The 21,296-nt window shown below is 72.3% G+C and carries 23 protein-coding genes and 1 tRNA gene; 5 read left to right on the plus strand and 19 right to left on the minus strand.

Going from position 1 to position 21,296, the window contains the following annotated elements:
• Positions 1–12: 12 nt before the first annotated feature.
• The 5 genes from AOM00_RS00885 to AOM00_RS00905 are packed head-to-tail and all read right to left on the minus strand — an operon-like array spanning position 13 to position 5,913.
• Positions 13–2,007, minus strand: a complete 1,995-nt coding sequence (locus AOM00_RS00885) for an ABC transporter ATP-binding protein (RefSeq protein WP_082096385.1) — start codon at positions 2,005–2,007, stop codon at positions 13–15.
• Positions 2,004–3,737 (minus strand): ABC transporter ATP-binding protein, encoded by a 1,734-nt coding sequence (locus tag AOM00_RS00890; RefSeq protein WP_062515986.1) that lies wholly within the window; start codon positions 3,735–3,737, stop codon positions 2,004–2,006. The genes AOM00_RS00885 and AOM00_RS00890 overlap by 4 nt, the downstream gene beginning before the upstream one ends.
• A gap of 4 nt (positions 3,738–3,741) precedes the next feature.
• Positions 3,742–4,338, minus strand: a complete 597-nt coding sequence (locus AOM00_RS00895; RefSeq protein ID WP_062515987.1) for a TetR/AcrR family transcriptional regulator — start codon at positions 4,336–4,338, stop codon at positions 3,742–3,744.
• Positions 4,339–4,363: 25 nt separating this feature from the next.
• Positions 4,364–4,963, minus strand: coding sequence for a GNAT family N-acetyltransferase (locus AOM00_RS00900; protein ID WP_062515988.1), 600 nt, complete (start codon positions 4,961–4,963; stop codon positions 4,364–4,366).
• Entirely contained in the window at positions 4,960–5,913 is a 954-nt protein-coding gene (locus tag AOM00_RS00905) for an FUSC family protein (RefSeq protein ID WP_062515989.1), read from the minus strand. The genes AOM00_RS00900 and AOM00_RS00905 overlap by 4 nt, the downstream gene beginning before the upstream one ends.
• A 45-nt stretch (positions 5,914–5,958) precedes the next feature.
• Here AOM00_RS00905 and AOM00_RS00910 point away from each other — a divergent pair, with 45 nt between their 5' ends.
• On the plus strand, positions 5,959–6,903 hold the full coding sequence (locus AOM00_RS00910; RefSeq protein ID WP_062515990.1) for a trimeric intracellular cation channel family protein: 945 nt from the start codon (positions 5,959–5,961) through the stop codon (positions 6,901–6,903).
• Positions 6,904–6,919: 16 nt separating this feature from the next.
• Here the strand turns inward: AOM00_RS00910 and thrB are convergent, their stop codons facing one another.
• The 3 genes from thrB to AOM00_RS00925 are packed head-to-tail and all read right to left on the minus strand — an operon-like array spanning position 6,920 to position 10,248.
• Entirely contained in the window at positions 6,920–7,852 is a 933-nt protein-coding gene (thrB, locus tag AOM00_RS00915) for a homoserine kinase (protein ID WP_062515991.1), read from the minus strand.
• A gap of 9 nt (positions 7,853–7,861) precedes the next feature.
• Positions 7,862–8,920: a threonine synthase gene (gene thrC, locus AOM00_RS00920; protein WP_062515992.1), complete on the minus strand. Its 1,059-nt coding sequence runs from the start codon at positions 8,918–8,920 to the stop codon at positions 7,862–7,864.
• Entirely contained in the window at positions 8,920–10,248 is a 1,329-nt protein-coding gene (locus AOM00_RS00925) for a homoserine dehydrogenase (protein WP_082096386.1), read from the minus strand. Before AOM00_RS00925 ends, thrC begins: the two co-directional genes overlap by 1 nt.
• Positions 10,249–10,267: 19 nt before the next feature.
• Between AOM00_RS00925 and AOM00_RS00930 the strand changes: the two genes are divergently transcribed.
• On the plus strand, positions 10,268–11,137 hold the full coding sequence (locus tag AOM00_RS00930; protein WP_228373363.1) for a DUF817 domain-containing protein: 870 nt from the start codon (positions 10,268–10,270) through the stop codon (positions 11,135–11,137).
• Here AOM00_RS00930 and AOM00_RS00935 read toward each other — a convergent pair.
• The gene (locus AOM00_RS00935) at positions 11,122–11,511 is read right to left on the minus strand and encodes a winged helix-turn-helix transcriptional regulator (RefSeq protein WP_062515994.1); all 390 of its coding nucleotides are present in this window, start codon (positions 11,509–11,511) and stop codon (positions 11,122–11,124) included. The two genes, AOM00_RS00930 and AOM00_RS00935, sit on opposite strands and share 16 nt — an antisense overlap.
• Positions 11,512–11,622: 111 nt before the next feature.
• On the opposite strand from AOM00_RS00935, the gene AOM00_RS00940 reads away from it, so the two are divergent.
• The gene (locus AOM00_RS00940; protein WP_062515995.1) at positions 11,623–12,474 is read left to right on the plus strand and encodes an NAD(P)H-binding protein; all 852 of its coding nucleotides are present in this window, start codon (positions 11,623–11,625) and stop codon (positions 12,472–12,474) included.
• A gap of 60 nt (positions 12,475–12,534) precedes the next feature.
• On the opposite strand, the gene AOM00_RS00945 is transcribed toward AOM00_RS00940, so the two are convergent.
• From AOM00_RS00945 to AOM00_RS00980, 9 genes are all read right to left on the minus strand, one after another.
• Positions 12,535–12,747 (minus strand): hypothetical protein, encoded by a 213-nt coding sequence (locus AOM00_RS00945; protein ID WP_062515996.1) that lies wholly within the window; start codon positions 12,745–12,747, stop codon positions 12,535–12,537.
• Positions 12,748–12,866: 119 nt separating this feature from the next.
• Positions 12,867–13,022 (minus strand): hypothetical protein, encoded by a 156-nt coding sequence (locus AOM00_RS15315; protein WP_156158960.1) that lies wholly within the window; start codon positions 13,020–13,022, stop codon positions 12,867–12,869.
• Positions 13,023–13,111: 89 nt separating this feature from the next.
• Positions 13,112–14,452, minus strand: coding sequence for a diaminopimelate decarboxylase (gene lysA, locus AOM00_RS00950; RefSeq protein ID WP_062515997.1), 1,341 nt, complete (start codon positions 14,450–14,452; stop codon positions 13,112–13,114).
• Positions 14,453–14,454: 2 nt separating this feature from the next.
• Positions 14,455–16,128, minus strand: coding sequence for an arginine--tRNA ligase (gene argS, locus AOM00_RS00955; RefSeq protein WP_062515998.1), 1,674 nt, complete (start codon positions 16,126–16,128; stop codon positions 14,455–14,457).
• Between the two features lie 9 nt (positions 16,129–16,137).
• On the minus strand, positions 16,138–16,920 hold the full coding sequence (locus tag AOM00_RS00960; RefSeq protein WP_082096387.1) for an MBL fold metallo-hydrolase: 783 nt from the start codon (positions 16,918–16,920) through the stop codon (positions 16,138–16,140).
• Positions 16,917–17,246 (minus strand): DUF202 domain-containing protein, encoded by a 330-nt coding sequence (locus AOM00_RS00965; protein WP_062515999.1) that lies wholly within the window; start codon positions 17,244–17,246, stop codon positions 16,917–16,919. Before AOM00_RS00965 ends, AOM00_RS00960 begins: the two co-directional genes overlap by 4 nt.
• Positions 17,243–17,605: a YidH family protein gene (locus tag AOM00_RS00970; RefSeq protein ID WP_062516000.1), complete on the minus strand. Its 363-nt coding sequence runs from the start codon at positions 17,603–17,605 to the stop codon at positions 17,243–17,245. Before AOM00_RS00970 ends, AOM00_RS00965 begins: the two co-directional genes overlap by 4 nt.
• Positions 17,606–17,621: 16 nt before the next feature.
• Positions 17,622–17,996 carry a hypothetical protein gene (locus AOM00_RS00975; protein WP_062516001.1) on the minus strand — a complete coding sequence of 125 codons (375 nt, stop codon included), beginning with the start codon at positions 17,994–17,996 and terminating at the stop codon, positions 17,622–17,624.
• Positions 17,997–18,044: 48 nt separating this feature from the next.
• Positions 18,045–19,673, minus strand: coding sequence for a subtype B tannase (locus AOM00_RS00980; RefSeq protein WP_062516002.1), 1,629 nt, complete (start codon positions 19,671–19,673; stop codon positions 18,045–18,047).
• Positions 19,674–19,924: 251 nt separating this feature from the next.
• On the opposite strand from AOM00_RS00980, the gene AOM00_RS00985 reads away from it, so the two are divergent.
• A tRNA-Arg gene (locus AOM00_RS00985) sits at positions 19,925–19,997 on the plus strand.
• Between the two features lie 130 nt (positions 19,998–20,127).
• Complete coding sequence (locus tag AOM00_RS00990) at positions 20,128–20,796, plus strand: SDR family NAD(P)-dependent oxidoreductase (protein ID WP_062516003.1); 669 nt, start codon at positions 20,128–20,130, stop codon at positions 20,794–20,796.
• A gap of 12 nt (positions 20,797–20,808) precedes the next feature.
• On the opposite strand, the gene AOM00_RS00995 is transcribed toward AOM00_RS00990, so the two are convergent.
• Entirely contained in the window at positions 20,809–21,291 is a 483-nt protein-coding gene (locus AOM00_RS00995) for a hypothetical protein (RefSeq protein ID WP_062516004.1), read from the minus strand.
• Positions 21,292–21,296: the final 5 nt, after the last annotated feature.

Below are 21,296 nucleotides of genomic sequence, written 5' to 3' on the forward strand. Positions count from 1 at the left end.
ATGCCGACGGGTTCAGGCCCGGTCGACGGCCGCGTCGCCCAGCTCCTCGCCCCGGTGGGCGGGCGCCTCCGGATGGGGCACGGACGGGTCGTCGAAGACCGTCGCGAGCTCGCCGGTGGTCGGATCCACCGGGTCGATCGGCGGCTCGACATCCTCGATGGGCGCCGCGAACTGGGCCTCGTACAGGCGCGCGTACGCGCCCTTGGCCTTGAGGAGCTCGACGTGGTTCCCCTGCTCGACGATGCTGCCGTCCTCCATCACCAGGATGAGGTCCGCGTCGCGGATGGTCGACAGCCGGTGCGCGATGACGAACGCGGTGCGGTCCTGACGCAGCTTCGCCATCGCGCGCTGGACCAGCAGCTCGGTACGGGTGTCCACCGACGACGTCGCCTCGTCGAGGATGAGCACCTGCGGCTGGGCGACGAATGCACGCGCGATGGTCACCAGCTGACGCTCGCCGGCCGAGAGGTTGGTCGCGTCGTCGTCCAGCACCGTGTCGTAGCCGTCGGGCAGCGAGTGCACGAACCGGTCGACGTAGGCCGCCTTGGCCGCGGCGAGGATCTCCTCCTCCGTCGCGTCGGTCCGCCCGTACGCGATGTTGTCGCGGATGGTGCCCCCGAACAGCCACGTGTCCTGCAGCACCATGCCGGTGCGCGAGCGCAGGTCCTGACGGGTCATCGCGGCGGTGTCCGTGCCGTCGAGCGTGATGCGGCCGCTGGTGAGCTCGTAGAACCGCATGACCAGGTTGACCAGCGTGGTCTTGCCCGCTCCTGTGGGCCCCACGATCGCGACCGTGCGGCCCGGCTCGACCACCAGGTCGAGGTTGTCGATGAGCGGCTTGTCCTCGACGTAGCGGAACGACACGTCCTCGAACACCAGGCGACCGTGATCGTCAGTGGGGGTCTGAGCAGGCTCCGGGTCGGCGCCCTGCTCCTCCGCGTCGAGCAGCTCGAACACGCGCTCCGCGCTCGCGACACCCGACTGCAGCAGGTTGGCCATCGAGCCGAGCTGGCTCACGGGCTGCTGGAACTGGCGCGAGTACTGGATGAAGGCCTGCACGTCGCCGAGCGTCATGGTGCCGCTCGCGACGCGCAGCCCGCCGACCACGGCGATCGCGACGTAGACGAGGTTCCCGATGAACATCGCCGAGGGCATGATGATGCCGGAGATGAACTGCGCGCCGAAGCTGGCCTCGTAGAGCTGCTCGTTCTTGCGCGCGAACTCCTCGCGCGACTCGCGGCCACGACCGAAGACCTTGACCAGGGTGTGCCCCGTGTACGCCTCCTCGATCTGCGAGTTGAGGTCGCCCGTGTGCTTCCACTGCGCGACGAACTTGGGCTGCGAGCGCTTCGCGACCAGCGCGACCACCACGGTGGTGAGCGGGATCGAGATGAGCGCGAGCAGCGCGAGCCCCCACGAGATGGTGAACATCATGATGAGGATGCCGATCACCGTGAGCACCGACGTGAAGATCTGGCTCAGCGTCTGCTGGAAGGTCTGCGCGATGTTGTCGATGTCGTTGGTGACACGGCTGAGCAGGTCGCCGCGCTGGTGGCGGTCGAAGTAGCTGAGCGGCAGCCGGTGGATCTTGTCCTCGACCTCCTGGCGCAACCGGTACATCGTGCGCTGCGTCACGCCGTTGAGGATGAACCCCTGGAGCAGGCCCAGCACCGTCGAGCCGATGTAGATGAGGACCACCCACAGCAGGATCCCGTGGAGCTTGGGGAAGTCCACGCCGCCCGCGAGGAAGCCCTCGAAGATCACGGTGGTGGCGTTGCCGAGGATCTTGGGACCGACGACGGACAGCGCGACGGAGCCGGTGCCCAGGAGGGCGACGACCGCGACGAGCACGATCTCGGGCTTCAGCAGCCCCGCGAGGCGCTTGCCCGACTCGGCGAAGTTGCCTGCCTTCTCCCCCGGCGCCCCCATGCCGGGCCCGCCGGGTCCGTGCTGGCGCTGCGGCGGGCGCGGGGCGTCCTGCTTGGTCTCGGTGGCGTTGTCGCTCATCCGGCCACCTCCTCGGCTCGCAGCTGGGTACTCACGATCTCCTGGTAGGTGGGCGACGTCTCGAGCAGCTGCGCGTGGGTGCCGCGGTCGACGATGCGTCCGTCCTCCATCACGAGGATCTGGTCCGCCTCGACGATGCTCGACACGCGCTGGGCCACCACGATGACGGTCACGTCGGTCACGTCACGCGCGAGGGCGGCGCGCAGACGCGCGTCCGTCGCGGTGTCGAGAGCGCTGAAGGAGTCGTCGAAGATCAGCACATCGGGCTGTCGCACCAGGGCGCGGGCGATGCTGAGGCGTTGACGCTGCCCTCCCGAGACGGTGGTGCCGCCCTGCGCGACCGGGGTGTCGAGCCCGTCCGGCATGGCGCGCACGAAGTCCTCGCCCTGCGCGATCGCGAGCGCGTCCCACAGCTCCTGGTCGGTGGCCTCCTCACGGCCGTAGCGGAGGTTGGAGCCCACGGTGCCGGCGAACAGGTAGGGACGCTGCGGCACCAGCCCGATGCGCGACCACAGGGACTCGAGGCCCGCCTCGCGCACGTCGAGCCCGCCGACCGTCACCGAGCCCTCCGTCACGTCGTGCAGGCGCGGGATGAGGCTGATGAGCGTGGTCTTGCCCGCGCCCGTGGAGCCGATGATCGCGGTGGTGGTGCCGCGACGGGCCGTGAAGGAGATGTCCGACAGGACCGGCTGCTCGGCACCCGGGTAGGTGAACGTCACCTTGTCGAAGACCACCTCGCCGGTGGTGGGGACCTCCGCCGCGGCATCGTCCCCCTTGACCGTGCTCTCGGTGCCGAGCACCTCGCCGATGCGGTCGGCCGCGACGGCGGCGCGCGGCACCAGGACGAAGAGGAAGGTGGCCATGACCACCGAGAAGAGGATCTGCGCGAGGTAGCTGAGGAACGCGGTGAGCGCGCCCACCTGCATCTCGCCCGAGTCGATGCGGTAGCCGCCGAACCAGATCACCGCCGCGGAACCGGCGTTCACCACGAACAGCACCAGGGGGAACATCGCGGCCATGAGGCGCCCGGCCTTGAGCGCGGACTCCGTGACGAGCGCGTTGGCGTCGGCGAAGCGCGCCTCCTCGACGGGCTCGCGCACGAACGCGCGCACCACGCGGATGCCGGTGAGCTGCTCGCGCAGCACGCGGTTGATGCCGTCGATGCGCACCTGCATGCGGCGGAAGTGCGGCACCATCCGCCACACGATGAGCAGCACGATGACGACGAGCAGCGGGATCGCGACCGCCATGATCCAGCTGAGCTCGGGGTCCTGGTCGATCGCGAGCGCGATGCCGCCGATCAGCGTGAACGGCGTGGTCATGAACATGGTGCACGTCATCACCACGAGCATCTGGACCTGCTGGACGTCGTTGGTGGTGCGCGTGATGAGCGACGGCGCCCCGAAGTGCTGCACCTCGGCCTCGGAGTACGTCGCGACCCTCCCGAAGACGTCACGACGCAGGTCGCGCCCCACCCGCATCGCGAGCTTCGCACCGAAGTACACGGCGGTGATGGTGCAGACCAGGCCGAGGAACGACAGCGCGAGCATCCAGCCGCCCATGCGCCAGATGTAGTCGGTGTCCCCCGTGGCGACGCCCTTGTCGATGATGTCGGCGTTGAGGGTCGGCAGGTACAGGTTCACGATGGCCTGCGCGCACTGGAAGACGATCACCCCGACGAGGAGCCTCCAGTACGGCCGGACAGAGCTCACGAGGAGCTTCCAGAGCATGGGATCAGTCCCCTTCCTTGGCGATACCGCGCAGGATGAAGTCGGCGAGCTCGGACGGATCCGAGGCACCACCGGTGGTGAGGAACGGCATCGTGGTGCCGAACACCAGGATGCGCAGATAATCGACGGCTGTCGCGACGGGGACGCGGATCCGGTCCTTGTCCGGTTCGAGCAGGCGCTCGATCACGCCCGTGGTCTCGCCCAGCGGCGGTGCGCCGCGGCCCTTCCCACCGTGCCCGCCGTGCCGCGCGTGCTCACGCGGACCCAGCGCGGCCATGAACCGCACCACGCCCGAGACCCGGCTGTGGAGCACGCTCACGATGAGCTCGATCTTGGCCTCCAGGCTCAGCGTCGGGTCGACGCCCTCGAGGAAGCCGACGATCTCGCTCGGGTCCATGACCTTCGCGATCGCCGCATCGATGAGCGCGTCCTTGTCCGCGAACGCGCGGAACACGGTGCCCTCGGCGATGCCGGCGGCCTCCGCGATCTCGCGGGTGGTGACCTCCGTGCCCTTCTCGAGGATGAGCGGGATCACCGCGTCGAGGATGTGCGCGCGCCGCTCCTCGACGGGCATGGGGCGCGCGCGGCGCGTGGTGGTCACCCGCTCACATTAAGTGAGTGAGCACTCACTCCGCAACTTCGGGAGGCCGGAGCCTGCGGGCGAAGGTCACCACCGCATCGTCCGCCGCGACCGCCGCGAAGCCGACTCGCGGATAGAAGGCCTGCGCACCGCGGTTGGCGCGCTCGGCCACCAGGTGGACCCCGGGCGCCCCCCGCCCTGCGAGCAGCGCGCATGCCGCGTCGATGAGCGCACGTCCCGCACCCCTGCCCTGCGCCTCGGGCAGCAGGTCGATGTGCAGATGAGCGGGGTAGGCCTCCAGCTCCGGGATGAGCATCCTGGCGGGGTCGGCTGCGGACGGCACCAGCCATGCGTCGCCGGCGGTGCGGGGCGGGTGCGTCGCGGCGACCGCGGGCCACCACGCATCCACGAACCACTGCTGGAAGGCACGCGTGTCCGAGGTCCCGAGCACGTATCCGACGGCGCCGTCGCCTGGATCCCACACGAGGCAGAAGCCGCCAGGACCGTCGAGGTACGGCGTCGCATAGACGTCCGCGAGCACCGTGTCGTCCCCGAAGACCCCCGTCGCATCCCGCCCCTGCGCCCCGGTGAGGCGGCAGATGCGCGCGATCGCGTCGCGGTCCTCGAGGGTGGCCGGCCGGATCATGCGCCCTCGCCCCAACGCTCGAGCCGGGCGAGGCCGAGCGCGAGCAGCACCGCGAGCACGACCCCGACGACCGTGAGGCCGATGCGCTGGAGCGCGGCGTCCCACGCGCCCGCAGCGGAGGCCAGGCCCGCGACGAGCACCAGCGCGGCGGCGGTGAACGCGGCCCCACGGACCTCGTCCCGCGCGAGGGACCAGCCGGTCCCGACGACGGCCGCCAGGACCGCGCACGCGCCCCCGAGCCACCCGGGCAGGAGCGACGCGAGCACCGCGCCGGCGAGAGTCCCCACCACCGTGCCCAGCACGCGCCGGCGGGCTCGTGCGGTGGTCTCGCCGCGCACGGGGATGAGCACCGCGCTCAGCGCGATCACCACCCACATCGAGTGCGCGACGTCGAGCGCGCGGGCCACCCCGATCGCGATGCCGCTGCCTGCCGCGAGGGCGGCCACGTAGGGCCACGCGATCCGGGCGGGGAGCGGGGTCGGGTCGAGCCTCGCAAGCCCCATCGCGGCGGCGACCGCGGGAAGCGCGGCGGCCCCCAGCGCGACCCCGACGAAGGCGCCGCCCGGCCCGATCGTCGCGGCGTCCGTCCCCGCCGCGGCGACCACCACGGGCGAGATCCCGACCACCGGGCCGTGGCGCAGCACCGCCGGGACCGAGACGAGCGCCGCGGCCGCGGTGAGCAGGCCCACCGCGACCGGGGCATCGTCCTGCGTGGTCGCCGCCGCGGCGAGCGCGGCGATCACCACGCCGAGCGCCACCGGATGCCACACGGGTCCGCGCTGCAGCGCCATCACGAGCACCATGAGGCCGCCGAGCGCAGCCCCGACGCCGGCGCCGACCCCCATGACGAGCCCGACGGCCACCGCGACGCCCAGCAGGATCGCGATCAGCAAGGCGGCGAGGCGCAGCGCCCGACCTGGCGGAAGCAGGCGGGATGGTGACAGCGTCATGCGCTGAGCCTAGGTCCGCGGACGTACCCTCGTGTAGTGACGGTCATGCCCGAGCTCCTCGAGCTCCCTCTCGCCATCAACCTCCTCGCCGTGTTCTTCGGAGCGCTCGGCGGCACCATCCGCGCAGGCGAGGACGAGCACACGGACATCGTCGGCGTGTTCACGCTTGCGGCGGCGATGGGGTTCGGCGGCGGGATCATCCGCGATGTGCTGCTGGGCAACCTCCCGCCCGCAGCGATCCGTGATCCGTTGTACTTCGTGGCGGCCTTCGTGGCGGCCGCGATCGGCATGGGCTTCCTCTACTACCTCCACAAGCTGGGCCGGTTCCTGTGGTGGCTCGACTCGATCATCATCGGGCTGTTCGCGTGCGTCGGTGTCAACACCGCGCTCCTCGCGGGGGTGCAGGTGCTGCCCGCCGTGGTGATCGGCATGATCGCTTCCGTGGGCGGCCTCATGCTCACCGACATCCTCCAGGGACGGCCCTCGTCGATCATGTACCTGGGACCGCCGAACGCCGTGTCCGGCCTCGCGGGCGCCATCACCTACGGTGCGCTGATCTCGTTCGTGGATCCGGTGGTCACCACCGTGATCGCGACCGTCGCGACCATCGGCGTACGCCTCACGGGACCGCTGTTCCACACCCGGGTCCCCCAGCCTCGCAAGCACGCCTACGAGCTCAAGGTCCGCACCGCCTTCAAGCGCGCCCGCAAGGAGGGCACGCTGCCCGAGGGCCTCGGCGACCTCGCGCCGGGCACCGGCGCGCTGGCCGCGGTCTCCGGCCTGGGAGCCGTGCCGGCGCTCGCCGAGGATCCCGAGGCCATCTCCGCCGCCGCCCCGCACGAGCTGCCGGATGCGGCAGAGCCCGAGGCCGAGACGATCTACATCGACGAGTACTCCCCCGGCCTGGGCTCGAGCTCGGCGGCGGAGGACTGGATCGCCTCGCTCGAGGACGACGAGCCCGAGGGGACCGAGGAGCAGGAGACGGCGTAGGAGCCCGGATCCGGCGCTACAGGCGGACGCCGGTCGCGCCGGGGACGCGCTCGACCGTGTGCACGCAGGCCCACGAGTCGCCCCCGATGCCGTCGGCCCACGCGAGACGCCCCGTGCCGAGGCCCGCCTCCGCGAGCCCGGTGCCGAGCACCAGCACCGACGGACCCGCTCCCGAGACCACCGCCGCGAGCCCGCGACCGCGGAGCTCGCGCACCATGGACGTCGCGGGGCCCAGCACATCGGCGCGGTAGCCCTGATGGAGCTTGTCCTCGGTGGCGGCGAAGAGGTCCTCGGGACGTCCGGCGAGCGCGTTGACCAGCAGCGCGGCCCGCCCCACGTTGAAGGCGGCGTCGACGTGGGGCACCTTCGCGGGCAGCACCGCGCGCGCCTCCTTGGTGGGCAGCGTCGAGGACGGCACCAGCACCGCGGTCTCGATCTCCGACGCGACCACGAGCGGTCGCGCGTGCGCCCCCTCGGCGTCCTTCCACGCGACGGTGGCGCCGCCGTAGATCGCGGGCGCGGCGTTGTCGGGGTGCCCCTCGAAGGCGTTGGCGAGGTAGAGGGCCTCGGCGGCGTCGAGCGCCTCGGGCTCGGCGATGAGCGCACGCGCGGCGACGATTCCGGCCACCACGGCCGCGGCCGAGGAGCCCAGCCCACGCCCGTGCGGGATGCGGTTGACGGCGCGGATCTCGAGGCCGGTCTGCGACGCGCCCACATGGTCGAGCGCGGCCCGGAGCGCCTGCACCACGAGGTGCGACTCGTCGCGCGGCAGGGACGATGCACCCTCGCCCTCGATCTCGACCGTCACCGAGGCGGACGCGACGGCGCGCACCTCGAGGTCGTCGATCACGCCGAGCGCCATCCCGAGGGCGTCGAAGCCCGGTCCCAGGTTGCCCGCGGTCGCGGGCACCGAGACGCGGACGTGGTCGGCGGCGAGACGCATCGCCATGGCCGGGCCCTACAGCCCGAGCGCCGCGGCGGCGGCCTCGACGTCGACCGGGATCACGGTGGGCTCGACCGTGCGGTCGCCCAGCGCGGTCGCGGTGTCCTTGAGCCCGTTGCCGGTGACCGTGCACGTGATGGTCGCGCCCTTGGGCACCTCGCCGAGCGCGGCGGCGGCGAGCAGCCCGGCGATCGGAGCGGCGGACGCGGGCTCGACGAACACGCCGACATCCGCGGCCAGGCGGGCCTGGGCGTTGAGGATCTGCGCATCGGAGACGGCACGGATCCAGCCGCCGGACTCGTCGCGCGCCGCGATCGCGAGGTCCCACGACGCGGGCTTGCCGATGCGGATGGCGGTGGCGATGGTCTCGGGGTCCTTGATCGGGTGCCCGGCCACGAACGGCGCGGCGCCGGCGGCCTGGACCCCCCACACGCGCGGGGTGCGGGTCGAGGCACCGGACTCGACGGACTCCTTGAAGCCCATCCAGTAGGCGGAGATGTTGCCCGCGTTGCCGACGGGGAGCATGTGGATGTCCGGGGCGTCGCCCAACTGGTCGACGATCTCGAAGGCCGCGGTCTTCTGCCCCTGGAGGCGGTACGGGTTGACCGAGTTCACCAGCGCGATCGGATACTGCTCGGAGAGGTCGCGCACGATGTCGAGGCACTCGTCGAAGTTGCCGTCGACCTGGACCAGGTCCGCACCGTGCACGATCGCCTGCGCCATCTTGCCCGCCGCGATCTTGCCCTGCGGGATCATGACGACGCAGCGCAGGCCCGCGTGCGCCGCGTACGCGGCCGCGGACGCGGACGTGTTGCCGGTCGACGCGCACACGATCGTGTGGGCGCCCTCCTTCACCACCTGGGTGACGGCGGAGGTCATGCCGCGGTCCTTGAACGAGCCGGTCGGGTTCATGCCCTCGACCTTGACGAAGACCTCGGCGCCCACCTCCGACGAGATCGAGGGGGCGTGGACCAGCGGCGTGCCGCCCTCGCCCAGGGAGACGATGCGGTCCCCCTCCTCGAACGGCAGGCGGTCCAGGTACTCGCGGATGATCCCGCGCCAGACGTGCGCCACTACTCCCCCTCGATCCTCAGGACGGACTTGACCTCGGCCACCGCGTCCGATGCGCGGAGCCCCTCGACCGTCGCGCGCAGGTCGCGCTCGGGCGCCGCGTACGTGGACAGGATCAGGCCGGCGTGGGTCTGCCCCGGCACCTGGCGCACGATCTCGATCCCCACGCCGTGCTTCTCGAACACCGCCGCGACGGACGCGAGCACCCCGGGACGGTCCTCGACCGCCATGCGGATGCAGTAGCGCGTCAGCGCGGCGTCGATCGGCAGCACCTCGTGCACCGCGTAGTTGGACTCGAGCGGGCCCTTGCCTCCGGTCGCCTTGTGGCGCGCCACGGAGACGATGTCGCCCAGCACCGCCGAGGCGGTCGGCGTGCCGCCGGCACCCTGGCCGTAGAACATGAGCCCGCCGGCGGACTCGGCCTCGATGAACACCGCGTTGAACGCGCCGTGCACGCCCGCGAGCGGGTGGTCCTCGCCCACGAGCGCGGGGTGGACGCGCACCGTCACGCCGCCCCCGGTGCGCTCGGCGATCGCGAGGAGCTTGATGACCTGACGGGTCTCGCGCGCCGCGATGACGTCGTCCGACGTGATCGCGGAGATGCCCTCGCAGTAGACATCGTCGAGCGCGACGCGCTGGTGGAAGGCGAGCGACGCGAGGATCGCGGCCTTCGCCGCCGCATCGTGCCCCTCGACGTCCGCCGTCGGGTCGGCCTCGGCGTAGCCGAGGTCCTGCGCCTGCTTGAGCGCGACGTCGTAGTCGAGCCCGCGACGCGTCATCTCGTCGAGGATGTAGTTGGTGGTGCCGTTCACGATGCCGAGGATCCGCGTGATGTGGTCTCCGGCGAGCGACTCGCGCACGGGGCGGACCAGCGGGATCGCACCGGCGACGGCCGCCTCGAAGTAGAGGTCCACGTTCGCGGCGTCGGCGGCCTCGTACAGCTCCGGACCGTGCGCGGCGACGAGCGCCTTGTTCGCGGTCACCACGGACGCGCCACCGGCGATCGCCTCGAGGATGAGCGTCCGCGCGGGCTCGATGCCGCCCATGAGCTCGACCACCACATCCGCCTGCGACACGAGCGCCGAGGCGTCCGAGGTCAGGAGCGCGGGCGGCAGGTGCGGCCCACGGTCCTTCGAGGTGTCGCGGACGTACACGCCGATGATCTCGAGCGGCGCTCCCACGCGGGCTGCCAGGTCGTCGGCCTGCTGGGTGAGGAGGCGCACGACCTCGGAGCCGACGGTTCCTGGGCCGAGGACGGCGACCTTCACTGAGGCAAGGGGGCTGGACACGGCCCCCAGCCTAGCCGAGCGGTCGCCGCCTCCATCCCACATGTCGGGCAGGATGGTCCGCGTGGTGGAACGCGACGTCCTCGATCCCGAGCGCTGGCGGTGGCGCCGCCTCGCGCGGTTCGCCGTGGGCTTCGCGTGGCTCGAGCTCCAGTCCCTGGTGTTCGCCCTCGCGATCTTCGCCGCGCTCGCCGTCACCTCCGTGGTGGAGCTGCCGATCCCGCGCTACGACGCGTTGCTGCTGTTCGCCCTGGTGCTCACCGCCGTGCTCTGGGCGACCGGCTGGGAGACCACGCGCGAGGTGGGCGTGATCCTGCTGTTCCACCTGGTCGGGCTGGGGCTCGAGCTCTTCAAGGTGCACGTGGGCTCGTGGGTGTACCCCGACGAGGCCTGGTCCAAGGTGGCCGGCGTGCCGCTGTACTCGGGCTTCATGTACGCGGCGGTCGGCTCGTACATCGTGCAGGCCTGGCGGCGCTTCGACCTGCGCGTGACCGGCTTCCGCCTGTGGCCCATGACCGTCCTCGCGATCGCGGCCTACGCGAACTTCTTCACCCACCACTGGATCCCCGACCTGCGCTGGGTGATCGCCGCGGGCTTCCTGCTCGAGCTGCGCGGCACCCTGGTCCACCTCTCGGTGCGGGGGCACCGCTACCGCATGCCGCTCGTGCTCTCCTTCGCGGCGATCGGGCTCGCGCTGTGGTGCGCGGAGAACGCCGCCACGCTGCTGGGAGCGTGGGCGTACCCGGACCAGCTGCTGCGGTGGACCATGGTGCACGTCGGCAAGGTCGGCTCGTGGGCGCTGCTGGTGTCCCTGAGCTTCGTGATCGTGGCGGCGCTCAAGCACCTCGAGGGGGTGCTCGACGGGCTCCCGGACGATGCGCCGAGCGCCGTGACGCGCCGGCGGGCGGAGCGTCGGGCTCAGCGGGCGTCGTAGTCCAGGCGCGCGCGGTCGATCTCGGGGACCGCGGACTCGAGCACGTCCGCGAGGCCTCGCAGGCCCTCCGCGACCCGGGCGCCGAGCCCGGTGAGCTCGTAGTCGACCCGGGGAGGGATGGTGCCGGCGTCGGCGCGCGACACGAGCCCGTCGCGCTCGAGCCCGCGCAGCGACTGCGCGAGCATGCGCTCGCTGACGCCCTCGACCCGCCTGCGCAGCTCGCCGAACCGGTGCGGCCCCTCCGCGAGGGCGAGCAGCACCAGGGAGGACCACCGTGAGGTGACGTCCTCGAACGCGGCGCGGGACGTGCATGCGCGCGCGAAGACGTCGCTCACCAGCTCGGGCGCGGGCCCGACGGCGTCGATGGATTCCATGGCGACCACTCTACGGCGGCCGCGGGGAAGCATGCGGAATGGGAAGTACTTACTTATCGTTAGTGACCCGTGAGCGCCCGGATCGACCGGGCCCCACCGAGAGGAACCCTCATGACCACCTACGCCGTCACCGGAGCGAGCGGACACCTCGGCCGCCTCGTCGTCGAGAGCCTGCTCGCGCGCGGGGTCGCCGCGACCGACATCGTGGCCATCGCACGCACCACGGCCAAGGCCGCCGACCTGGCCGAGCGCGGCGTCGACGTGCGCTTCGGGGACTACGACGACGCGGCCTCGCTCGACTCCGCGCTCGTGGGCGTCGACCGCCTCGTGCTCGTCTCGGCGTCCGAGGTCGGCCGCCGCGTCCCCCAGCACCAGGCGGTGATCGCGGCGGCCGAGCGCGCCGACGTCTCGCGCATCGTCTACACGTCCCTGCTGGGCGCCGCGACCACCTCGAACCCGCTCGCTCCCGAGCATGTCGCGACCGAGCAGGCCCTCGCGGCCTCCCCGATCCCGGCGACCGTCCTGCGCAACTCCTGGTACCTCGAGAACTACACGGGCCAGATCGGCACCTACACCGCGACCGGCACCGTCCTCGGCGCCACCGGCGGTGCGACCATCGCGGCCGCCACGCGCGCCGACTACGCGGAGGCCGCCGCGGTCGCCGCGCTCCAGGACGCGGAGGGCGACACCTACGAGCTGGGCGGCGCCCGCTTCACCCTCGATGAGCTCGCCTCTGCCGTCGCGACCGCGACGGGCTCCCCGGTGGCGGCGTCGGACGTCACCGTCGACCAGCTCGCGGCGACGTTCCAGGAGGTCGGCATGGACGCCGGCACCGCGGGCTTCTGGGCCTCGATCGACGGATCGATCGCCAAGGGGGAGCTCGACACCACCAGCACCGCGCTCGAGGACCTCATCGAGCGGCCCGCGACGTCGCTCGCGGACGCCGTGGCCGCAGCCGTCTGAGCATCCGCCCGCCCACGCACGAGGGGGCCCCGGCCACGTGGCCGGGGCCCCCTCGTCGTGTCAGAGGTAGCGCGTCTCGGCCGCGGCGCCGCCTTCGGCGGGTTCGGGGTCGAGCGGCTCGAGCGGGCCGTCCGCCGGGGCCTCGTCGTCGACGGCCTCCTCGTCGTCGTCCTCGACGATGTCGAACTCCGAGCGTCCCTCGTCGCGCTCCTGCTCGACCTCCTCGGCGAGCTTCTTGAGCATCTCCGTGCTGTCGTCGTACGTGTCGCTCATGGTGGGACCTCCTCGTCTCCCTCGACGGCCGTGCGGGCCGTCCTCCTGGGTCAACGCCGTGGAACGGCCACGGCGTCCCAGCCCCGGCCGAACAGCCGCACGACCAGGGATGGCGCCGCTCAGCCCGAGTGGTGCTCGACCGGGTGGAGGATCTCCATGTCGACGGCGACCGGCGGGATCACGTCGCCGGGATCGTCGTCGGGCTCGTCCCACTCCTCCTCAGGGATCGGGTCGAAGATGCTCCGGTGAGCGGTCTCCTGCGTGCCGTCGGCCATCATGACTCCCTTCGCTGACCGGGGGCTCCCCACCAGTCAACCCCTCGGGCGCGCGGCGCGCGCGGCGAGACGGGACGATGCGCGGCACGTCAGTCGGGAGCGACGTCCCAGGAGAAGAGGTCCTCGAGCGTGTCGCGCCGGATGTGCACGGTCGACTCCCCGTCACGGACGGACACCACCGCGGGCCGCAGCACCGCGTTGTAGTTGGAGGCCATGACCCGCCCGTAGGCGCCCGTCGCGGGAACCGCGAGCAGGTCGCCGCGCGCGACGTCGTGCGGGAGCTCGACATCGCGGACCACGATGTCCCCGCTCTCGCAGTGCTTGCCCACCACGCGGCTGAGCACGGGCTCGACGTCCGCGAGGCGCGATGCGACGGTCGCGGTGTACTCGGCGCCGTACGTGATGGTGCGCATGTTGTCGCTCATGCCGCCGTCCACGGCGACGTACTGGCGCTCGCCGCCGTCGTCGAGCCCCACGCGCTTGACCACGCCGACGCGGTACAGGGTCATCCCCGCCGGCCCGGCGATCGCCCGCCCGGGCTCGATGCTGAGGTGGGGCCAGGTACCGCCCACCTTCGCGACCGCCGCGGCGACGGCCTGCGCCATGCCGTAGGCCGCATCGTGCGGGGACAGCTCCTCCCCGTGCGCCGTGTAGCGGATCGCGTAGCCGCCGCCCAGGTCGACCTCCGGGAGGTCCACGCCGAGCTCGGCGAAGAACGCCGCGCGCAGCCCGAGCATGCGCTCGGCGCTCTCCTGGAACGCCTCGAGCGACAGGATCTGGCTGCCGATGTGCGTGTGGATCCCGCGCAGCTCGAGCCCGGGGGCGTCCTGGCACGCGACCAGCGCCTCGAACGCCGCGCCCGAGGCGAGCGACAGGCCGAACTTCTGGTCCTCGTGGGAGGTCGCGATGTACTCGTGCCCGCCCGCGTGGACGCCGGTGGTGACGCGCACCAGCACGGGAGCGGTGGTGTCCATCTCCCGCGCGATCGCGTCGAGCGTCTCGATCTCCGTGAACGAGTCGACGATGATCCGCCCCACGCCCACCTCGAGCGCGCGCCGCAGCTCCGCATCGGACTTGTTGTTCCCGTGCAGGCCGATGTGCCGCGCGGGCATCCCACCGCGCAGCGCGAGCTCGAGCTCGCCGCCGCTCGCGACGTCCATGCAGAGGTCCTCGGCGCGCATCCAGCGCGCGACCTTGGAGGACAGGAAGGCCTTGGAGGCGTAGTAGACGTCGACCTTCGCGCCGTGGCGTCCGAAGGCCGCCGTGAACTCGTCCCGGAACCCGGCGGCGCGAGCCCGCATGTCGGCCTCGTCGATCACGTACAGCGGCGTGCCGTACTGGCCGGCCAGCTCGCGGACGTCGACGCCGCCCACGGAGAGCGCGCCGTCGTCGCCGCGCGCGACGGTGCGGGAGAAGACGGCTGCGCTCATGCTCACATCCTCTCGGGTGCGGAGACGCCCAGCAGGCGCAGGCCGTTGCGCAGCACCTGGCCGGTGGCGTCGTTGACCCACAGGCGCGTGCGGTGGAGGTCCGTGACCTCCTCGTCGCCCTGCGGCGTGACGCGCGTGCGGTCGTACCACTGGTTGAAGGCCGCGGCGACGTCCTCGAGGTAGCGCGCGATGCGGTGCTGCTCGCGGAACTCCACGGCCTGCGCCACCACGCGCGGGAACTCGCCCAGGACGCCCAGCAGGGCCGCCTCGGACTCGTGCGTGAGGAGCGAGGGCTCGAAGCCGTCCTCGCGACGGATGCCGTACTCCGCGGCGTTGCGCGCGACGCCGGCGGTGCGGGCGTGCGCGTACTGCACGTAGAACACCGGGTTCGCGTTCGACGCGGAGGCGAGCAGGTCGAGGTCGATGTCGATGGTCGAGTCCGCGCTCGAACGCGCGAGGGCGTACCGGGCGGCGTCGACCGAGGTCGCGTCGACCAGGTCCGCCATGGTCACCACGGTGCCCGCGCGCTTGGACATGCGCACCGGCTGACCGTCCTTCACCAGGTTGACCAGCTGGCCGATGATGACCTCGACGGAGTCGGCGTCGTAGCCCAGAGCGGCGGCCGCGGCCTTGAGACGCGCGATGTAGCCGTGGTGGTCCGCGCCCAGCAGGTAGATGAACCGGTCCGCGCCGCGCTCGTGCTTGTCGCGGATGTAGGCGATGTCGCCCGCGATGTACGCGGGGTTGCCGTCGGACTTGATGACCACGCGGTCCTTGTCGTCGCCGTACTCGGTGGAGCGCAGCCACCAGGCGCCGTCGGCCTCGTACAGGACGCCCGACTCCTTGAGCTCGGTCACGGCCTTCTCGACCTTGCCCGACTTGTGCAGCGAGTCCTCGTGGAAGTAGACGTCGAAGTCGACGCCGAACTCGTGGAGCGACCGCTTGACCTCGTCGAACATGAGGTGCACGCCGCGCGCCCGGAAGAACTCCTGCATCTCCTCGCGCGGGAGCTCGAGCGGGTCCTTGTCGCCCGCCTCCATGGCCTCGATGAGGACGCGGTTCGCGGTCTCCTGGATGTAGTCGCCGCCGTAGCCGTTCTCGGGGGTGTCCTCGCCCAGGATGGCCGCGACCAGGGACTTGGCGAAGTTGTCGATCTGCACGCCGTGGTCGTTGAAGTAGTACTCGCGGATCACCGTCGCACCGTGGAACTCGAGCAGGCGCGCGAGCGAGTCGCCCACGGCCGCCCAACGGGCGCCGCCCAGGTGCACGGGACCGGTGGGGTTCGCGGACACGAACTCGAGGTTGACGGTGTGACCGGTGAGGGACTCGCCGCTGCCGTAGCCCTCGCCGAAGTCGACGATGCCCTTCGCGAGCAGGCCCGCGGCATCGGCGTCGAGGCGGATGTTGATGAAGCCCGGGCCCGCGACCTCGGCGGACGCGATGCCGTCGATGTCGCCCAGGCGCTCGACCAGCGTCTGCGCGAACTCGCGCGGGTTGGTGCCCGCCTTCTTCGCGAGCTGCATCGCGACGTTGGTGGCCCAGTCGCCGTGCTCGCGCTGGCGGGGTCGCTCGACCCTCGCCTCCGGGACGTCGAACGGCGACAGCTGGAAGTCGGAGTCGTCGATGCCGGCGAGGATGGCGGCGCGGATGGTCGCGGAGAGCTCTTCGGGGGTCACCAGGCCATCTTAGGCGGGGCGCGGGGTCGCTTTCGCGCGCGGGAGGCGCACGGCGGCCCCCTTGTCGAGGAGCACGATGCGCTCGCGGGCCGGATCGCCCTCGACCGCGGCGCGGAACGCCTCGCGCGGCTGCGAGAAGTGCGCCCAGTCGTCGAGGTGCACCGGCACCACGGCGGCCGCGGGCCACAGGTCCGCGATCCCCAGGGTGACCGCGGCGTCCGCGGTGAGCCGAGCATCGTCCAGGCGCGCGACGCGGGCCGCGCCCGCGCAGACGACCGCGATGTCGACCTCGGGGAAGTGCCGCGCGACCTCGGCCGCGATGCGCAGCTCCGCGTTGTCGCCGGAGAAGTAGACCGTGGGCCAGCCCGCCGCCTCGAGCACGAAGCCGGAGACCTCCGCGAGCCGGTCCACCAGCGCGTCGGGGCCGTGCTGCGCCGGCACGGCGGTGATGCACACCGGCGCGTGAGCGCCGTACACGGTGACGCTGTGCCACGCCTTGAGGCCCACGATCCCCGGGATGCGCGAGGCCGCCCCCGGGGTGGAGATCACGTGCCCGGCGGCCGCGAGCGCCGCGCGGCCCGCATGGTCGAGGTTGTCGGCGTGCTCGTCGTGGGACAGGAGCACCAGGTGGACGTGACCGATCTCCGCGGGCCCGAAGGCGGGTCCCGCGAGCTTGGTGAGGTTGCCGTACTCTCCCGGCGGATCGAAGGTCGGATCGGTCAGGACCGTGAGCCCCGCGTATCCGAGCACCGCGGTGGGGCCTCCGACCAGGGCGATCTCGACGGCGCTCACCGGGCCGCCGCCTCGCCCAGCACGAACGCGACGCACGCCGCGCCGAGCGCGAGCGCACCCACGCCCAGCGCGACCACGGGCACGGCGGCAGGCACGTGGCGGACCGCCGCGTGCGCCCTCGCCCGCCGGTACCGCGCGGCCGCGCCGAGCGCGGTCACGAGCGCCGTCACCAGTCCCAGCAGCGCGAGCGCGACGGCCAAGGGTCCCGCGGAGGAGAGCACCTGGAGCCCGACCAGCCCGGCCACCGCGAGCGACAGCGCCGTGCGCTCCCACGCGAGCCGCGTCCGCTCGGCGGCGAGCCCGTCGTCGACCGGTCCCGCGCTCATGCGGCGAGCCCCCACGCGACCATCACCATGCCCACCACCACGCCGACCGTGAGCACCACGCCGATGCGGGGCCCGGGCAACGGCGTGCCGAGCCTGAGGGACCGCTCGGCGCGGTACCACGTCACCAGGCCCGACACCGCGGCGATCGCCCCGAGCAGGCAGAACAGCAGCGCCGTGACGAGCCTCAGGCCGGGGCTCATGGGAGCGTCGAGAGCCTCGAGCCCCACGCCCGCGGCGAACAGCGCGAGCGCGGTCCGGGTCCAGGCGAGGAAGGTGCGCTCGTTCGCCATGGAGAAGCGCGCGTCCGGGTCGTCCCCGAGCGCGTAGAGGCGTCGTGGGAAGCCGGTGCCGTCCGCCATGCGCCCAGCCTAGGCGTCAGCCGGAGGACGATGCGGGCTCGCCGACGATGCGCCCGATCGGGTCCGCGCATTGCACGGGGAAGGACTCGGCGCACATCTCGACCCATACCTCGATGCGGTCGCCCACCGCGACGTCCTCGACGGTCGCCGCGTCGCCGTTCGAGGTCTGCAGCGCGCCCTCGCGCTCGAAGGAGAAGGTGGTGCCCTCGAAGTACTCGTAGCCGGGCTCGGGGGCGAAGCCGACGGCGATCGCGTCGCCGGCGCCGTCGACGCTGGTGACGGTGCCCACCGCGTCGGCGTCGCGCGCGTCGCGCACATCGTCCCCGCGCGACTCGCATGCAGCGAGCCCGAGGACCAGGACCGCCGCCGCCACGGACGTGAGGATGCGCACGCCTCAGCATCCCACGCGCGGCGTGCGCCGCGAAGGCCCCGTGAGGGCTCAGCGCCGCCGGTGGTGCGACGCTCCGTCGGCGTCCGCAAGGACCTCCGCGATCCACGCCATGGCCTCGGGGACGTCGTAGTTGCCAGCGTGCTTGGTGTTCCACGCAAGCCGGTAGTCGACGTCCTCGACGCTCCTGTCGGCCTCGAGCGCACGGTCGAGGTTGATCGACACCGTGAACGCGGTGTCGCGGTCGAGCGCGCCGTGGCGCACGTACCAGTACGGCGCGGTGTCCGCGCTGGTGCCGATGTACTCCATCGGGTCGAGCAGCCTCACCTGGTCGTCGACGATGGTGCCGGGCTTGCGGACGTACCGGCTCCACGTGAGGCCCGTGTCGTCCAGGCCGGTGCCGTCGCCGAGCACCTCGTTGGTGTTCCAGCTGAACGCCGTGAAGTTCGAGTACGCCATGTCCGAGGTCCCGAACAGGCTCGACTCGCCCTGCCCGGGTCCGCCCAGGGTGCCCGGGGCGGGCGTGCCGCTCTGGTCGAACGAGGGCGCGGGCTTGAGCGTCGTCTGGGTCACCACGTACTCGAGGTAGGAGGCGAGGTCGATGGACGTCACGGTGTCCGCAGCGTTGTCCACCGTGATCCAGCCGTAGCCCTCGATCACGCCGCCGCCCTGCATGAACGCGACGGCGGAGCCCGCCACCTCGCCGTGCAGCGCCTCGAGCATGGTGTCGGCGGTCAGCCTGGTGCCGTCGGGGTTGCGCAGCCTGAGGCTCCTCTCGTACGCCGCGAACTCGGCGGCGAGCGCCTCCGTGGTCTCCGGGAACGGGTCCTGCCCGGTCGCCGCGCGCGTGCCGAGGATCGAGTACAGCCACTCGTAGGCGATGTCGGCGTTGCCCAGGTCCGTGATCGGGCAGTAGGCGTTGATCGCGAGGACGTCGTCGCGCAGCGTCGAGCGCCCCTTCGCGTCGATGCCGGCCGCGCCGATCTCGGCGAGGTAGGGCAGGTAGTCGCGGCTGTTGCCGGAGGCGCCGAGGATCGCCGACAGCCCTCCGCCGCCGCTGGTGCCGTTGACCACGATGCGCTCGGCGGACCCGGGCATCGCCGCGTCGTTGAGACGCAGGTACCTCACGGCCGCCTTGGCGTCGACCACCGGCGCCGGGGACTTGCCGGGCCACGAGCCGTCCGCCCCGACCACCTCGCGCGACCGTGTGCCGACGTCGATCACCACGTAGCCCTCGGCGAGCGCCGCCCCGATGTTGCTCGTGGAGGTGTCGTAGGCCGCTCCGTCCGTGACCGAGGTGCGCACGTAGCTCGCGAACCAGCCGGCGTTGTTGACGGCGAGGTAGAGCGCCGCGTCCTCGTCCGCGAACGCGGCCTCGGGGACGTAGACGTTCATGCTCTGGTAGCCGCATCCCGGGTTGTCGATGGTGATCGGCTGGCCGAAGCGCACCTGGTCCTCGGACATGAGCACGGGCTCGGCGACGTAGCAGAGCTCCTTGTACCAGCGGACGGTGGTGGGCTCGCCGTCGACCGCCACGGTCAGCGTGGTGTAGCCGTCCGGGTCGAAACGGAGCGCCTGGTCCTCAGGATCGGCACCCTTCGGGCTCCCATGGGCGCTTGCGGCGGTGCCGGCACCGATGAGGAGCGCCGCGGCGCCGAGCGCGACGGCGCTGCGGAGCACCGCGGACCGGGAGGAGCTTGCGGGGGCGGGTCGGGCGTGTGGAGCGTCGTTGCTGTGCAGCACGGGGATTCCTCTCCTTCGAGGGAGGCCCAGGCGCCGTTGCCTCGGGCGTCCCAAATGCGACGTTAGTGTCGTATACGAAATTGTCGCAAGTTTTGTCGCCAATCTCGTTGATGATCCTGCGGCAACGCGGCGTGCATCGGGCTCCACGGCCTGCTGATATCCTCATTCGGCCCGGCCAGTCCGGGCGGGCCCCCGTAGCTCAGCGGATAGAGCGCCGGTTTCCGGTACCGTAGGTCGCAGGTTCGATTCCTGTCGGGGGCGCTTCGGCACAGCGCCGTACCGCCGGCTTCCAGGGCCCTTCCTTCGGGAGGGGCCCTTCTTCATGCCCGCCGGCGCATGCGCGCTAGGGTCGGATGAGCCCCCGCCCCGCATCGTCGCGAAGGAGAACACCATGCCCACGCTCGCCATCGTCGGTGCCGGCCCCGGGCTGGGCGCCGCGGTCGCCCGCAGGTTCGGACGCGAGGGCTACGCGATCGCGCTGATCTCCCGCGCGCAGGCCAAGCTGGACGCGCTCGCCGCGGAGCTCCAGCGCGAGGGCCTCACCGCGCGCGGGTACGCCGCCGACGTGCGCGACGGCGCCCAGCTCGAGGTGGCGCTGAGGAGCGCCGCCGCCGATCTGGGCCCCGTCACGGCGCTCCAGTACAGCCCGCTCCCCGCGCGCGCCTACCTGCACCCCGTGCTCGACCTCGAGCCCGAGCTCGCGCTCGACGCGCTGCGGTTCTCGGCGCTCGGCCTCATCCACGCGGCCCGCGCGGTCCTGCCCGCGATGCGCGCGGCGGGCGACGGCAGCATCGTCCTCATCAACGGCGGCACCTCCGTGCAGGCACGTGCGGGCTTCTCCGGCACGTCCGTGGCGTTCCCCGCGGAGAGCGCGTACGGCGAGATGCTGCACGAGGCGCTCGCGCCCGAGGGCGTGCGCGTGGTGCAGCTCGTGATCCCCGGCGCCATCCCCAAGCTCCGCTACACGCTGGAGGAGGTCGCCGACAGGATCTGGGACATCCAGGCGGCGCCCGGCGAGTTCAGGACCATGCTCATCCCGCTCGACGAGGGCCGCGAGTAGCCCCGGCGCACGTCAGGCGACGTCGGCGAGGGAGTCGACGGAGCGCAGCACCACGGTGTCCTCCTGAGCGACGTCGTCGCGGACGTCGACGGTGCACGCGAGGTGCTGCTCCGAGTCGAGCCACCACACCACGACGACGCGCTCGTCCCCCTCCGCCTCGAGAGCGGACGCCGCGTCATCGCGCGCCTCCGCCTCCGCCGGCTCCACGTCGGAGTCGTCGATCACGCCTTGCGCGACAAGGAAGCCGCGCAGGTCGCGCCACTCCGAGGCGCCGTAGACGTCGCCTCCCGCGATGCTCGCGAGGGTCGCGCCGTCCCCGGAGGCGGCGTACGCCGCCTCGCACGCCTCGACGCCCGCCGCCTTGGCCGCGCTCATCCCTGAGCGCAGGCCCGCGGCGACGAAGGCGCCGGCCACCACCAGGACGGCCACGCAGAGCGCGACCACGAACGGGATCCAGGTACGCGGCGTGGGCTCGGCGTCGGGGGTCTCGGACATGGGCC

Origin of the sequence: Demequina gelatinilytica, assembly GCF_000971115.1 — a bacterium.
Taxonomy (GTDB): domain Bacteria; phylum Actinomycetota; class Actinomycetes; order Actinomycetales; family Demequinaceae; genus Demequina; species Demequina gelatinilytica.